Annotated in this window: 15 protein-coding genes; all 15 read right to left on the minus strand. The window is 41.5% G+C overall.

The annotated features are described in order from the left end of the window. Positions 1-300 precede the first annotated feature (300 nt). Entirely contained in the window at positions 301-1,275 is a 975-nt protein-coding gene (locus B5F98_RS10520) for a hypothetical protein (protein ID WP_087372330.1), read from the minus strand. Continuing rightward, positions 1,272-2,165 (minus strand): phosphotransferase, encoded by an 894-nt coding sequence (locus tag B5F98_RS10525; protein WP_242961656.1) that lies wholly within the window; start codon positions 2,163-2,165, stop codon positions 1,272-1,274. The genes B5F98_RS10520 and B5F98_RS10525 overlap by 4 nt, the downstream gene beginning before the upstream one ends. 37 nt (positions 2,166-2,202) lie before the next feature. Beyond that, positions 2,203-2,970 (minus strand): NTP transferase domain-containing protein, encoded by a 768-nt coding sequence (locus tag B5F98_RS10530; protein ID WP_242961657.1) that lies wholly within the window; start codon positions 2,968-2,970, stop codon positions 2,203-2,205. After that, positions 2,951-4,183, minus strand: coding sequence for a glycosyltransferase (locus B5F98_RS10535; RefSeq protein ID WP_087372339.1), 1,233 nt, complete (start codon positions 4,181-4,183; stop codon positions 2,951-2,953). Before B5F98_RS10535 ends, B5F98_RS10530 begins: the two co-directional genes overlap by 20 nt. Beyond that, the gene (locus B5F98_RS10540; protein ID WP_087372342.1) at positions 4,183-5,301 is read right to left on the minus strand and encodes a glycosyltransferase; all 1,119 of its coding nucleotides are present in this window, start codon (positions 5,299-5,301) and stop codon (positions 4,183-4,185) included. The genes B5F98_RS10535 and B5F98_RS10540 overlap by 1 nt, the downstream gene beginning before the upstream one ends. Next, a complete protein-coding gene (locus B5F98_RS10545) occupies positions 5,298-6,389 on the minus strand; it encodes an EpsG family protein (protein WP_158099839.1) in 1,092 nt (363 codons plus the stop codon). The genes B5F98_RS10540 and B5F98_RS10545 overlap by 4 nt, the downstream gene beginning before the upstream one ends. Positions 6,390-6,417: 28 nt before the next feature. Beyond that, positions 6,418-6,969 (minus strand): hypothetical protein, encoded by a 552-nt coding sequence (locus tag B5F98_RS12805; protein ID WP_143482783.1) that lies wholly within the window; start codon positions 6,967-6,969, stop codon positions 6,418-6,420. Further along, the gene (locus tag B5F98_RS10550; protein ID WP_087372348.1) at positions 6,966-7,754 is read right to left on the minus strand and encodes a glycosyltransferase; all 789 of its coding nucleotides are present in this window, start codon (positions 7,752-7,754) and stop codon (positions 6,966-6,968) included. The genes B5F98_RS12805 and B5F98_RS10550 overlap by 4 nt, the downstream gene beginning before the upstream one ends. A gap of 42 nt (positions 7,755-7,796) precedes the next feature. Continuing rightward, positions 7,797-8,729, minus strand: a complete 933-nt coding sequence (locus tag B5F98_RS10555; protein WP_087372350.1) for a capsular polysaccharide synthesis protein — start codon at positions 8,727-8,729, stop codon at positions 7,797-7,799. Continuing rightward, on the minus strand, positions 8,726-9,829 hold the full coding sequence (locus tag B5F98_RS10560; protein WP_087372353.1) for a glycosyltransferase family 1 protein: 1,104 nt from the start codon (positions 9,827-9,829) through the stop codon (positions 8,726-8,728). Before B5F98_RS10560 ends, B5F98_RS10555 begins: the two co-directional genes overlap by 4 nt. Next, entirely contained in the window at positions 9,830-11,023 is a 1,194-nt protein-coding gene (locus tag B5F98_RS10565; RefSeq protein WP_343219404.1) for a glycosyltransferase family 4 protein, read from the minus strand. Continuing rightward, positions 10,950-11,555 (minus strand): acetyltransferase, encoded by a 606-nt coding sequence (locus B5F98_RS10570; RefSeq protein ID WP_087372359.1) that lies wholly within the window; start codon positions 11,553-11,555, stop codon positions 10,950-10,952. Before B5F98_RS10570 ends, B5F98_RS10565 begins: the two co-directional genes overlap by 74 nt. Next, on the minus strand, positions 11,552-12,199 hold the full coding sequence (locus tag B5F98_RS10575; protein WP_087372362.1) for a sugar transferase: 648 nt from the start codon (positions 12,197-12,199) through the stop codon (positions 11,552-11,554). The genes B5F98_RS10570 and B5F98_RS10575 overlap by 4 nt, the downstream gene beginning before the upstream one ends. A gap of 20 nt (positions 12,200-12,219) precedes the next feature. Beyond that, complete coding sequence (locus tag B5F98_RS10580) at positions 12,220-13,404, minus strand: aminotransferase class I/II-fold pyridoxal phosphate-dependent enzyme (RefSeq protein ID WP_242961660.1); 1,185 nt, start codon at positions 13,402-13,404, stop codon at positions 12,220-12,222. Between the two features lie 482 nt (positions 13,405-13,886). Continuing rightward, entirely contained in the window at positions 13,887-15,116 is a 1,230-nt protein-coding gene (locus B5F98_RS10585) for a nucleotidyltransferase family protein (protein ID WP_087372368.1), read from the minus strand. Positions 15,117-15,135 lie beyond the last annotated feature (19 nt).

Consider the following 15,135-nt stretch of genomic DNA (forward strand, 5'->3'; position numbering starts at 1 on the left):
CGCTCCACCTACTGTTTAGATTTTAAACATAAATTCGATTTTTGCCCGCTTTTAGGGGGCTTGGGTTTGTGCGCCCTTTTTCGGAATGGTACTTAGACTACAATGTTTCAACCTTATCCTTTCAGATCAGCTTATTTATAATACCTCTCCCAGCCAAAGCAAAGCCTGCGAGGGAGAAATAGCTTATGAATGCACTTTACTTAACAAAATAATTGCTGTGGGGTATAACAACGAACGCTATTTATTAAACGCATAAAACAAATCGTGTAATTTCTTTATTGGTCCATTGTGCCGACCTTCCTATAATTCAATCACTTTGTTTTCAAGTCCTTCTTCCGAAGCGATAATTTCCTTATTTTCTGAATACGGACAGCCATACACAATCTTGATAAAATGTAGTCCGGCTTCCCCCAATACCTTCAAGGCTTCAATTTTATAATACTCATTTTTTACGGTATATCCTACGAAAGAAGCCCCTCTGTTTTGCAAGGTCGTAAGCTTCATCTTATTTTTCTCAGTTAGAACGCCTTCCGTACCTAGTATGTGATCTAGATCTATAAAGTACAGCGTATAATCTCGCTGCATATCTTTCCAAAGACGTTCGTCTCCCCAATTCTCGTACGCCAAGGAAGGTACGTAATGGAATACTCGCCCTGAGTAACCAATCAGATAAGAAATCACATGACTAACATACAACTTAGTAATCGGATAGCTTGCATCATTCAAATGTTCATACGCCTTTATAAAATCCTCAGCCTTATTAAATCCATATAAACCCAAGCAAATTATATCAGACCTTACCTGTTTTTCAATAATATCCAATAGATTTCCTTGCTCATTTACAATCAAGAAACTCTTGTTCCTTAAATTGTGGATATCTCGTTCCCATTTATTCAAATCAAGTCCGGCAACAAAATTTCCTTGTGGAACCTGCTCTGTCCTTAGATAATTGTCGGCATCTTTCACAACAACCGCCCCTGTGATATTGGTTCTTCTTAATGCTTCATACACTGTTTCCGCTGGTCCACATGTCATCTCATCAAGAATAACTACTTCAATGGGGTATTTTACTACTTCACGACAGATGATTGACTTTGAATGAAACTTTTTTTCATCCTCAGCCAGCAAAACAACCAAAACCTTTTTATACTGGTCGGTATATACACCCTCAATACTGCGTTCAATCAACAATTTCCCGTTCGGGTGACGGTTTAAATACTGTGGAATTCCATTGGCCAACTTCCGTCCCATGCAGGGTACGATCAGTGTACTCATAATGATTCCTCCCCTGCCCCTTTTTCTAACTGAATTATCTTATCAATCACACGCCTTGTATTCTCATTCAAAAAATTATATGTAAATTCGTCCTTTGTATAAGGATAAATCCTTATCAGTTTTTGTAACAACGAATAATATACATCAACTACATATGCAGGATTTACCTTTTTTATTTCATCAATTAACAAATCCCGGAAAACAATCAAGCGGAGCACCGTATTCATGCTAACGGTTTCTTGAAAACGATAAGACCACATTACCTGAACATCTTGCAGCAATGTCCCAATATCTAGAACCCATGAGTCATAAAATGAATCCAGAAAATCAATGAAATAGAGCTTGTCATTTTTGACAATGATGTTCTCCAAAGTCATATCGCCATGACACTGAGAATAATTCAGTTTACTCCAATCATGTGCTTCCAGTAAAGCCAAGGACTGATCAATTACAGGATTATGGTGGACAGATAAAGTCTTTTTCAGACCCGACAGCTTTTTTGCAAATATTTGTGACACATCATATTTGCACTCCGGAGTAGATGCAATGGCTTTGGTGGGTATTATGCTACTAACCAATGACTCGACAAGTCCTTTCACTTTCCCTATTTCCATCGTTTTGATGTATTCGGCAAGTGTAATCCCCTGGACATATTCCATATCAAAAAAGTACAAGCCTTCTTCCGTATACCCCTGATTCAAAACGGCCGGGACTTTAACCGGCTCTCCATGGAAAGAGGCTTGCTTTTCACTTTGAGCTTTTAACCTCTCGTTATAATTCTCATCCTTTGAAATCTTACGAACAAAGGACTTTCCATCATCATCTTCCATCAAATAAATTTGACATCCAGAATGACCACCTAAATTATAGCTGTTCACCTTATCTCTCACTCCCGATTTTGCGGCATCCTGTATACGCGCCCCTTGCTCACTCTAATACTGTAAAATACTCTGAATCCTGAGCCTTCTCATATTCCGCCGGGGTACCAAACGGAACATGAAAATCCACTGTATGATTTTGCACGTCAAGTCCTTTTTGGCACATCACATTATAGATACCACTCACAAAATATTCACTATAATTGCAGTTTTTCAGATACATTTCCGCCATATCACGGAACAATTGAGCGTTACGAATCATATACGCACCACAAATTGCATGATTGCTGACAACCTTTTTTTCTACTGTACCTATGATTCGATCATTCTCATATTGAATGTAGCTAAATTGCGGCTGATCAGAATCAAACGATAACAATGCTCCATCGTAGTCCCACGTACCAGAATTCATATCACGAGCAAAAGAACTACAAGAGAACATATGATCGCAATCATTAAATAGGATTGGTTTATCATCTGATACGTTTTTTAGCCCACTAAGGCAAGTCATCACCGGTCCAGATTTAACCTCTTCAAAATCCACTGCCTCAATTTTTGCATCAGGAAAATAACGTAAAATCACTTTATCAATATCAAAATCTGCAATGTGCTGTTTTAATACAACAAAAGTAATGTCTTCCAACTCTACGTATTTTTCAATAGAACGCGTTGCCCAGTACAAAAAAGGCTTCCCGTTGATTTCAATTAATGGCTTCGGCATTACGAAGCCATTCTTAAAAAAACGAGAACCTGCCCCTCCCATCGGCATAATTAAATGAAGTTTTTTCTCTCCCATATTACTTTCCTCTCTGCTCAAGCCAAAGTTTTTGTTGCTCTTCCAATTTTTCTATTAGCTGTTGCGCTACTGCATCTCCATTAAAATGCGTTCTAACGTACTCACAACCTGTACGAGCTATTTTTTCAAGTTCAGTCTGATGGTCATCCATTTGGTAATATTCGATTACCCGCTTCAAGTCCTCCTTAGTTCCATCATATGTTATGTAGTGGATACCAGGAATGAGTCCCCAATCTCGATAAGCTGGCATATCCTGTCCAATATATGCACAGCCGCATGCCATTCCCTCTACAAAGCCAATTCCGGGTATTCCCAGAATTTCTTCCCCGACAATACACATCTTGTAGTTGTTAAATGCTTCTACCATGTCAAAGGAGTAATACTTTTTCTGCTTTCCGACATGAGTTCTATTATATATTTTCTTATATAATTTAATAGGTAGAATATCTGTTTCGTTAACTTTTTTCCCAGCGTCATCTTCCAGGTAGTCACTACTTGTACAATACACTGTATCTTTGAAAAACTCTGGATTGTCCTTAATCTGTTTCCGGGTCGGCTGGTCACAAGGATCAATATAGGTTTCCACAAATTCTTTGTGATGCTTATAAGTGATAGTACCTGTTGCAAACGCCATATTCTTTCTTTGGCCAAACGGCACTCTATTCTGAAAGCGTTCAGCGAACACAAATGGATGGGTTATCCAGGGTTTATCCACATGGTAATAGCGGCGATACAGTTCACAGTTGGTTTCCAAATTTACCTCACCAAATAGGCAACTTACATCAGCTCTTCTAATTACGTCACTTTCGCCTTCTATGCCATGAAAATGGAGCATACTCAAAGCTTTGAAGGCATGAACACCATCCATACCCCTATAATTATCCGAACAAACGTTATATAGAACTACCATATCATCCGGTTTTATCTCTGAAGCACTTTTTAATACAGTGATTTTCTTCGAATCAATGCCGTTGACCTTCATTGTCTTTCTATTTTCAGCAAAACGAAACATGTTCAGAAATTTCATCAATCCTATGCTGTCGTTTCGTAGCCACGAAAAACCACGATCATTAATATAATTGCACACCTCATACTCCGGGTGGTCCAACAGATATTTCAACAAGTACCCATGCTTGATTGCTGCAGAATATTTAAACAAATATACAGCTGCACTTTTCACAAGCATCCAGTCGGAATGAAGATTAACAAAAACAATCCGTTTTCTTTTGTCCATTAGTTTAGTACCTCTTCCATCTCTTTGATCATTGTCTCGATTTCATAGGCTTTTAACTTTTTTTCATCTAAGCTGAGCGAAATTTTCTTATCCAGTATATTGTTTATTTGCATCGCCCAGTGTTCCGCACCTGTATCAAGTGAAAGTGGCATGCAAAGCCCACAATTCACTTCGTCGGGAATTACATCAGATATAATACACGGCAGCCCGGCCGCTTGTGCCTCAACTAGCACAATACCCAGTCCTTCGAACCTGCTTGGGAACAAAAAAACGTCTGAACTAGATAACACTTCAGGAATATCGTTCCTTGCGCCAAGCATTTTTACTCGCTTTTCCAAATCATATTCAGAAATCTGTTCACGTATGGCAGCTTCATCTTCACCTTTGCCACACCACACCAAATCCACATCGCTTCTCATCTTTGACAGTTCAAAAAAAACATCCAGGAGAAATTCTGGATTTTTCTGAAATGAAATGCGACCAACCGTACAAATATGATAGGAATTATTTAGTCCCATCATTTTCTTTCTTTGTTCTTTATCGTCTTTCTCTCGATAAAGCCCTACATCAATCCCATTATGAATAATTTTTGCACGTTGATCTTTTCTCCACTTATTTAAAAACAGAAAATCCATTGCCCGCTGAGAGCAGCCACACCTGCGATTTGAAAACGTCCAACATAGCCAACGCATTACGCCTTGATATAATCTGATTGCCAAGGTCCTTCCTTGACTCAATTCTCTATCCTGTTGAGAGTTATGGGAATGGCACTCCCGCACAGGAACTCTGGCCAGCCATGACACCAGCATCTGTGGCCCGTTAAAGAGATCAACATTACTCTGAAAGGCATCGTACTTTCCTCTCTTTAATTCTGCGTATAGAAGCTTTAAATGTTTAAGCTTTGACACAACCCCACGCAAATGACAGGTTTTCAAGATTCGAACACCTGTCCCCGATAACTCTCCTTCTCTTGGCAAGTGTTCGTCTTCATCAACGGACAATATAACTGTCACATGGTATCCGTCCTCGACCAGACCTCTGCAAAGGTTAATCACAAATGTATCTGTTCCACCATAGGTCATACTATTTTGCAAAATACATACTTTCTTCATGTTCATGCTAATTCTCCGAATACAAAAGCATATGGAATAGGAGCCATGCTATCCACCGCTCCACTATTCTGCATCATACAATATAAAACAATGTAAACTCCCACTAGCATCACAACTAACTTCCTGCTGCGCTTAGTAAAAATAAAAACCAGCTGAGGCAATAACATAATCTGAACTACATCAAAATAATAGGCAATTCGTTTTACAAATGCATTCTGAAAGCCTAGCAACATAAAAATAACCGCAATAGCATAGAGAACGATCAGCATCTCATTTCTAGCGTCTAATTTAACAAGTTTGCGTCGAAATACCAGAAAGATAAGCAACCAAAATAAAGTCAAATAAAACATGTAGTTATTGGTTCTAACAACGGAGGTAGCATACTCCTCAAATCTCTCCCCACCAAAGGTGGAAATAATCTCTGCAAAAAAGGTAAGAAATAAAAACGCTCCACCTATTGCACAAAATTGCTTCCACCCTGCTGATTTTCCTCTATGATCCCAGCAAAAGTATACGGGTAAGAATAGGAGGGCGCTGGAGTGAAACAAGAAAGCAATCACTACAAACAGCAGAAATTTAACGGGCTTTCGATGGAACACATAACTTAATGAGTATAAGCAAAAACTAATGGCAATTCCTTGCTTTATTGCGCTAAGTCCTGTGAAAAACAATGAGAATCCCGTTACGAAAATCGCTAGTGGAATGAAATATTCTCGTGTGTCCCATTCTTTCTTTAAATAAAGAAAAGCAGGCACAAAACAAAGAGCACTAGTAATCCCAAAGAACAGAAATTGGGAATTTAGATTCTTAGTAATAATCAACACAAGATTTAATCCTATTGAGTCACCGAACTGATATTCACTGAGCATCTCAAATAAGGATAAGCTTGGATCAAACAATTCATATCCCCACGCATAGCTTCCATAATCCCATCCAACATTATAGCGGAATCCTGAAATCAGAAACGGAAGTACGGAGGCTAAAACAATTTGAAGCGTACGATTTCTTATCTTAGCTCTTAACACACATGCAGATACTATAAATACAAATACATAAAGTGCAACACTTCCTAAATAAGACAATGATACAACCAATGTTCTCCTCCTCATTCCAAGTGGGCATTTACGTTTTAGACCTAATCAATCGTACAGGAACGCCTCCATATAATCCAGATTCTGTAATATCCTTATTTACCAAAGACATGCTACTAACCTGTACATGGTCACAAACTGAAATTCTACCAATCGCATTTGCTCCCACTCCAAAAGACACCTTATCTCCGATTATCGGGGCCCCCAATGCATCTGAGGCGCTTCCTTTATTTCCTATACAGTTATTCCCATAGAGTTCGCAGTCGTTTCCTATAATCGCACCTGCGTTAATTACAATATTATTATGATATATTCTTATTCTTCTTCCAAATTCATGTGGTCCCAACTCAATTCCTAGTTTTTCACCAAGAACATTTTTCTTTCTGGAGTAATATAGGAACCGTATTTTATTTATCAAAGAGTTTCTATGCAAAAAATAGTAACCTGCTTTACGTGCAGCTATTATGTATTTTCCTCTCTGATATAGTGGATTGTGGGTTATCGCTCTATATACCCTTTTAGCTCCTCCACCATAGTAGTATTCTTTATCTTCAGTAATAATTTCTTTTAAATCTTGATTCATCTTTTCTTCCTATTATCTAAATGAGTATGATACATGTGCATCAGCCTCTTTGGAATCAGCGTAACTACAATCGGCTTAAATGCATACAGATAGTAGTGCAATGGATAGTGCAGCGTTTTATATCCCGTCAGGCAGACTTTTGTTGTGCCGATCGCCGCTTCCATTGTTCGCTTTTTAAAGTCAGCAGCATTTTCTCTGTATCGATACAGTGGTTCTTGAATATTCCAAACAGTAAAACCTTCTCGAAAAAAACGAAACCACATGTCGATGTCTTCTGCCCGCTGCGTTTCTGGTGCAGACCGATAGCCATTTAATTGATCATAAGCTTCTTTTCGCATCATAATCGTCGGATGGGCACACGGTGCACCATGTATTAGGCATGTATGCTGGGGGTTATCGCTGAACACACGCACATACTCAGAACCGTGATCGTCAAATACCACTACACTGGAACCAACACAGGTAATTCCAGGATGCTCATTCAAAAACGCAACTTCTCGTTCTAATCTTTCGGGCAGATTTTCATCATCCGCATCCATCCTGGCAACATATTCACCGGTTGCCGCCGAAAGGCAATGATTCAAAGTGGCAGCCAACTTTTGGTTTTCCTTGTTTTTCAGCAAGATTATTTTTTCAGGATATTTCCGCTGGTAGTTCCTTGCAACTTCGTAGGAATTATCTGTCGACCCATCATCACATATAATCAGTTCCCAATTGGTATACGTTTGTGTCAAGACAGATTCAATTGCCGTATCCAATGTTTTGGCGCAGTTGTAAATGCCCATAATAATAGAAACCTTTTTTTCTCTCAAATTCCTCACCACTTTTCATTTCTTGATATGTATTTTAATGTATTTATTATAAATGCTATCCGTGTTCTCAATTAACTCTGTTTTGTAGGTTAATTTGTGAACCATAGTTTCTGTAGTAAATTTCTGATATTTCGCATCATCTAATATATTATTCAAATTGTTTTGCAAAAAATAGATATCTCCATTAATCTTTTCAACAGAATCAATGCACGCTTTAATAGATTCGTTACTGCAATATGCTAAGTCAATCAAGTAATCAATCAGGAAATACCCGATTAGCATATCATGCTTTTCCCAATACTGATTAAAGGCAATCGTTAAAAAGTGGTATAGATACGGATTCTCCCCTCCCATAAAAAAGCCTGTCCACTTGCCTTCTGATATTCTTTTTGTATCAAAATCACCTTTTAATGTAAAAAATCGTCTGTCTTTAAAGACATCCCCAGTAAGGAAAATAGTTGCATCAATCCATCTTCCACCGTAGGAGTTCAATAAATTCATCCTTAGTATATCTGAAAAATGAGTCAATGACATGCGTCCATCATTTAACTTCTGCTGGATTGATCGTGTGGGAACGTAGTAGTTACTAATATTGTCCTTATCCAGAATAACAACATCATAATCCTTACAATTCTCTTTGATGGATGCAATGCATGCTTTCACAATGTCAGGAGCGCACTCTATTCCCTGATACCAAAAAACCCAAATCGCATTTGATTTGTGCACAATATCTTTTGAATGTTCGGTTGCAATAACCTCCTGCATAATATCGTGTGTGCAAATATCGTTTTCCAGATACTTTTTCACTTTTTTCCGTTTCCAAAGCTCCACAAAATACTGAACATTCCACATCTTGAATATACCAAATATACTCACTAATCCAGATAAGATAAATAACACCAACCCAAATTCCTGAATATATTTCAAGTTTTTTTTAACCAGGCTCATTTCATCCCCCCCAAATAGAACGCTTCCAAGTACCTAGCAACCGATCGAATATCAAATCTCCCTAGCTTTTCTTTGTCACTCTCATGTCTTCCATTTTCAATCATTTTGTAAATGGAAGAGGCCCAACTCGAAGGAGATTCCTCTAGGTTTTTATATACAACATTACCACAATTAGACTCTGGTGGAGTGGATGAAGAAGCAATGCAAGGGAGTGATGCTGCCTGTGCCTCAATCAACACAATTGCTAAACCTTCGTAATAACTAGGTAAACAAAAGACATCCATTGCAGAAAGATATTCATTCACATTGTTAACTGCCCCAGCAAAAATTACATGATCTTTAATTCCATTTTGCGAAACCAAATTGTGTATTTTTGCTTTTTCCTCCCCATCACCAACCAGCATTAACTTAGATGATGGATTTAATTTGTGATATTCCACAAAAATATCGAGCAGTTTTTCGTGATTTTTTTGGTGGGTAAATCTCCCCACATGCCCTATCAGTGTTGTTGTATCGCCAATCTCCAATTTCGCTCTAATTTTTTCCCTATCCTCCTGAGAAAAACGAAATTTGTCCAATTCAATTCCATTCGGAATAAATGTGAATTTTTTCTTAGGAAACATAAAATCTCCGGCCATATTTGAACATGCAAATCGATCCGTAACCCATTTATCGATTCTATTAATGTTCATTCTATGCAAAAAACCTGCTGCACTCCGGGTATTATGGGAATGAATAATTCTTTTTTCTATCCCGTATTTTTTCCCCAACGCCAACGGCTTTACATAAACCAGAGAATTTGCATGGACATGAATCGCCTTGTACTCTTTTGCATGCTCTTTCAGATAACGTTTTAATGCCTTGTAATTGGCAAAAACCTGTTTCGGAAAACCTGGCAGTATTGTCACCTTTCCTCCCATGCCCTCAATTTCCTTCAGCATCACACCATTCTCTTTACTCCGAACCAAAAAGTCAAACTGGACCTTGGAACGATCAATATTACGATAGACATTCATTACAAAAGACTCTGCACCACCACTGCCCAAATTATTTAAAATATGTAACACCCTTACCATTTTTTCTCCCTCAACCAATCTCATTTAGTTTATCAGCTTACTCTTTCTCTCCAATATTTTTTTGCACAATTTTTCGCTGTCAAAATGTGTCCGTACAAACTCCACACAATTCTCTTTCATCCCATGAACTTTGTCTCCTCGAGTACACTCCATTGCCATTTCCAACTCACTTACACTTTTGGCCGAAACCACAAGTGCTGTCTTACCCGGCTCAACTGCATCAATGGGCCCTGGAATGTTGCTGATAATAGCTGGAGTTCCTACGGCGGCCGCTTCAATAACCACGTTACCAAATCCCTCCCGATAACTGGGTAACAGCAGTACATCGATAGCAGATAAATACCGTTCTACATCTCTTACCGGTCCTTGAAATATAACATCTGGATGAGACTTTGCTTTTTGAAGCAACCATTGATCCAAGGTGTCCAAACCTTCCTCCGCTCCGACAAGCAGCAACTTTGTTCCCACTTGACTGCCCAGAAATGCTTCCAGGATTTCGTTGACGCCCTTATCTTTTGTGATTCGTCCCACAAACCCGAACACGAAGTCATCATCTGCAAGGCCCAATTGGGATCGGACTTCATTCCGCCAGATGTATCTTTTGGCGTAGTCAAAGCGTCTCAAATCAACTCCGCCTGTACTGCCGTGCCATACAACTGTCGCCTTTTTCTCCTCAAAAATCCCTTCCTGAATCCCCAATCTTAGATTGGACTCGCTGACACATTCAATCGATGTGGATAGCTTACAAGAAATCTGTTCAATTCCCTTGAGAATTTTTTTCCCGATACCTGATGCTCCCAAATATCGAAACCCCATAAGGTGATAGTTGCGCACCTTAACTCCAGCTAGCTTTGAAGCAATTGATGCATACAGTGCAGCATTCGGTGTGGAGTATTGAACAAGGTCAAATCTGTTGCTTTTCATGACATTATACAGTAACTTGATCGCCTTCATCGAGCCAAACAGAGATAATCCTCTCGGCATATCCACAGGAGTATAACAAATATTATCCCCCAGGTCCTGTTGTAGCTTATCGTCCTGTCCACACACAACCGTGATGTCATACCCATGTTCCGCCAAATACTTCAGCTGTGGGATGAAAAAGGCTCTAATCGTAGTAGGAATCGTAACTACATAGCATATTTTATTTCTTCTTTGCCGGGACTCCAATATAGTTCCCCCCCTCCACAATATCTTTGCACACCACAGCACCAGCACCAATCATGCAGTTAGCGCAGATGTTTAAGTTATTGCTGACCGTGGCACCAGCTCCTATCCAAGTATGGTGTCCAATCTGGACTGTTCCTGCCACATGGGCTCCCACGGAAACATGTACATAGTCCTCAACGATGCAATCATGGTCGACCGAAGAACAGGTATTGATAATACAACCTTTTCCAATCCTAGCACCGGGATTTATCACCGCACCTGCCGCCACCACAGTTCCCGTTCCAAGCTGAATATCCTCCGCCACCACTGCACTGGGGTGGACCAATACCGGAACGTCCTTCTCCTCTCGCTCCAGCTGTTCCAGCAGACGGCTGCGCACCATTGGATTTCCAATAGCGACAAATGCATGGCAGTTGCACTCGAAAATGTTCTGTGTTACTCCGACAACAGGATAAGTACCACAGTAGTCTACCTCTGGATTGTCATCAAAAAACACGATCTCTTCATATCCCAATTTCTTGGCAATATCCGCAACCACTTTTCCGTGGCCACTGGCGCCAATAATTCCAAGTGTCTTCATTTGCTCTTCACTGTCCCTTTGAACTCTTCCATCGTAGCCGCCGTCTCCGAATTGATTCCTTCTCGTTTGACAAACGCCTTCAGTACCGTACCCAGAATGATTTTCACGTCCCCCACGAAGGTCACACAATCCACATATTCCACGTCCATGCGGAACTTCTCTTCCCAGGACACGCTATTGCGGCCGTTGACCTGTGCATACCCAGACAGACCTGGACGCACCTCGTGTCTACGCTTTTGCTCCTCATTGTAAAGGGGCAAATACTTCACCAGCAGCGGCCGAGGACCAATGATAGACATGTCTCCCTTGAGAATATTGAACACCTCAGGCAACTCATCCAAGCTGGTGGAACGCAGCAACTTACCAAACTTGGTCAAACGCACATCATCAGGCAGTAGCCTACCATTCTCATCTCGGGCATCTGTCATGGTGCGGAACTTATAGAGCTTAAAAATCTTCTCGTCCTTCCCTGGCCGATCCTGGGTAAACAGCACCGGACTGCCCAGCTTCACCCGAACCAAAATGGCCACGATCACATATAGCCACCAAAACACCAGAAGCGCCATCAAAGAACAGAAAATATCCAGAGCTCGTTTAAAAAAGCGCTCATACAAACCATAGGGTGTGTGCTTTGTCTGCACCATACTCTCTCGTCTCTCCTCCATTATGCAAAACAGCTCTTCACGATCTCAATGACCTGGGCCTGTTCCTCTTCGGTCATCTTATTATCACTGGGCAAACACAGGCCACGCTGGAAAATATCCATGCCTACGTCAACGCCAGAACCAGCAATATAAGCGTTGGTATTGGCTCGACCATTGCCCTCACGGGTGACAAAAGCATGCATCCGGTAAATGGGCTGCATATGCATCGGTTTCCAAATAGGACGTCCCTCTGCGTTGTATGCGGCAAGTTTCTCCAGAATCTCAGTGGGGCAGCTCTTCCCCGGTTCGCTGATGTACAGGGCCTCCTGCTCACCGCGTACCTGACGACACATAGCCTCCTGGTTGATGAGCAGACAGGACAACCAGAAGTTGGGCTCGCTATTGGCTTCATCGTAGGGGTTCATGGTCACAGGCAAATCTTTGAACCCCTCTTTGTACCGCATGTAGATGGCCTTCTTCTGAGCAATGTGTTCTTCCAGATGAGGGTACTGTCCACGTACTACACCGGCAATTACGTTGCTCATGCGGTAGTTATACCCAAGCTCCTCATGCTGGTACCACGGGGCATTCTCACGGCTCTGAGTGGACCACTTTCGAGCCTTATTGGCGGCATGCTCATCGTCGGTAAGTAGCATGCCACCGGAGGAACCAGTTATGATTTTATTCCCGTTGAAGGAAATGGCTCGATAGGAACCAAAGGTACCTGTTTGATGCCCTTTGTATGTAGCTCCCAGCGACTCAGCAGCATCTTCAATGAGCACCGCGCCATGTTTGTCACAAATGGCACGAATCTGATCCACTTTAGCGGGTGTACCATACAGATGTACCAGCACCACTACTTTGACCTCAGGATATAGCTCAAAGGCTTTCTCCAGGGCCACCGGGTCCATGTTCCAAGTATCACGCTCAGTGTCAATAAACACCGGCTCGCCACCCTCGTACACCACTGGGTTGACCGTAGCGCCAAAAGTCATATCAGAGCAAAACACCTTATCACCGGGCTTCACACCCGCCAGCTTCACGGACAGGTGCAGGGCAGCGGTCCCCGCAGACAATGCCACTGCGTATTTGCATCCCACCTTTTCACAGGTCATGCGCTCCACTTCATTGATATTCTCACCCACCGTAGACATCCAATTGCTCTCATATGCTTCTGTTATGTAGCGCAACTCTTCTCCATGCATAGTAGGGGTAGAAAGCCACACTTTTTTCTTAAAAGGCTCCACGATCTTCAACGCTCCTTTTGATCTAAGCGCAAAATGCACTCTCTCATTTTCTACCATGATCCCTGTGCGATAGCATTATATTTTTTATTAGCATATCACAGGGTATACACAGTTTATTCTACCTTATCCCTTCTCTTTTTACAATACACCCCTCACTCCCCGGTCTGTAGAAATTCTTGCCATCCCCGTTCCATTTATTGTACACTCCCACAACACTTCGTCTGTTTCAAAAGAGCGATTCGACAAACTGCACAATTTCACAGCAATTGCACTGAATATACATTTTGCCATTCGTTTTTAGCTCAGAAAGAGCAAAAAACTCTGCAGTAATACCACAGAGTTTTTTGCTTATACTCCCAGATAGCGACAGAGGATTTTTGTTTTATGATGGAGGCAAAAACTGTCGATACTCCAGATTTCGTATTATAGAGCATTCCTCTTCATAATCCTATTTCCTTAAGCATGAGTACTTCCCGATAGCTGAGTTCCGCATCTCCTCGTGTCATAGAGCGTATAGTCGCCACAGAATGATCTTTTCGACGAAACAGGCCTGCCCAACAGCGGCACATCCAGGCCACAGGCAACAGCCATCTACGCTTTTCCGCCAAAGGAAAATACTTCACAAGATAGGCGCCTGGAGGGAAAAAATAGTCCTTCATCATTTTGAGGCAGTACCTATCACCACTATTTCCAGCTTTTCCTCGAAACGCATTCCTCCGGTAAACATCTCCAAGGTCGTGCGTTTCAAAGCCAAAGACGCCTCCCCCTACAATATATGCCTCTAAGTCTTTCAGCACTAACTCTGAGCCACTGTATCGCTCAGGAGGTTCCACTCCAAACCACTTGTAGCACAGCCCATAGATTGCCAACGCCGTTTCATGCAGATAAGACGCTTCCAGCAAACATTTAAGCCCTTCCCAATCCATCGTATCGCTGTAGAAGCGCAAAGTTGCTGCAATATCTGCAATCATCCTCACCCCTGCTCCCGTAGAACACAGGTGTTTAGCAATGTGATAAATCAGATAACAGAGATGATACTCCTTTCCCAGACACAACTTTCCATTCTTTTTCATCACGTGTTCCATAGCATCCGAGAAGAAGAATTCGTAATCGACTCCATTACCGATGTCCTTAGCAGCCAGCAGCGTATGCATCTCAATCACAATGCCATTTCTATTATACATCCACACCGGCTCTGCGTCCACCTGACACTCATAGCCCAACTGGATCATCAACTTGTGGGCCTTGGCCCGGTCTTCCCGTCGAATCAGGCAGTCCATATCGCCCATGGTACGTAGTTCTGGCACAGGGTACAACTCTCGCAGCTGCGCCCCCTTAAAGAAAACTATCTTGATGCCCGCTTTCTCGAAGGCTTCTTCGATTTCCGCTCTGCTAGCCTCCTGAGTCACCGATATGTACACAGCAGAATGATATACCCTTTGCATGTATTGGACCTGTTCTAAGTTTTGGATCGACAATTGCTTCCGTTGTTCCCGAAGCATGTAGTACACAACAGGTTCAAGACTATGGATATGCGCTAGATAAAGCAGGTCCTCCAATTCGCCGGAGCAGTCTGGATAAACGCTTTTTCTGTCTAGTGCAAAATCTCCTACCATCCGAAGAAATAAATCCCGAGTTTCCCGATTTATTTCCATGGCACTTTTTCTCATAATGTCGGCCCCTCAATCA

The sequence above is a fragment of the Pseudoflavonifractor sp. An44 genome (assembly GCF_002161675.1).
Lineage (GTDB): Bacteria > Bacillota > Clostridia > Oscillospirales > Oscillospiraceae > Enterenecus > Enterenecus faecium.

Excerpts from the sequence above, each read along its gene's own strand:
- B5F98_RS10520 (WP_087372330.1), bottom strand. The coding sequence starts at position 1,275 with ATGAGTACACTGATCGTACCCTGCATGGGACGGAAGTTGGCCAATGGA.
- B5F98_RS10535 (WP_087372339.1), bottom strand. The coding sequence starts at position 4,183 with ATGGACAAAAGAAAACGGATTGTTTTTGTTAATCTTCATTCCGACTGG.
- B5F98_RS10580 (WP_242961660.1), bottom strand. The coding sequence starts at position 13,404 with ATGCATGGAGAAGAGTTGCGCTACATAACAGAAGCATATGAGAGCAAT.
- B5F98_RS10575 (WP_087372362.1), bottom strand. The coding sequence starts at position 12,199 with ATGGTGCAGACAAAGCACACACCCTATGGTTTGTATGAGCGCTTTTTT.
- B5F98_RS10540 (WP_087372342.1), bottom strand. The coding sequence starts at position 5,301 with ATGAACATGAAGAAAGTATGTATTTTGCAAAATAGTATGACCTATGGT.
- B5F98_RS10550 (WP_087372348.1), bottom strand. The coding sequence starts at position 7,754 with ATGGGCATTTACAACTGCGCCAAAACATTGGATACGGCAATTGAATCT.
- B5F98_RS10560 (WP_087372353.1), bottom strand. The coding sequence starts at position 9,829 with ATGAGATTGGTTGAGGGAGAAAAAATGGTAAGGGTGTTACATATTTTA.
- B5F98_RS10570 (WP_087372359.1), bottom strand. The coding sequence starts at position 11,555 with ATGAAGACACTTGGAATTATTGGCGCCAGTGGCCACGGAAAAGTGGTT.
- B5F98_RS10585 (WP_087372368.1), bottom strand. The coding sequence starts at position 15,116 with ATGAGAAAAAGTGCCATGGAAATAAATCGGGAAACTCGGGATTTATTT.
- B5F98_RS12805 (WP_143482783.1), bottom strand. The coding sequence starts at position 6,969 with ATGAATCAAGATTTAAAAGAAATTATTACTGAAGATAAAGAATACTAC.
- B5F98_RS10555 (WP_087372350.1), bottom strand. The coding sequence starts at position 8,729 with ATGAGCCTGGTTAAAAAAAACTTGAAATATATTCAGGAATTTGGGTTG.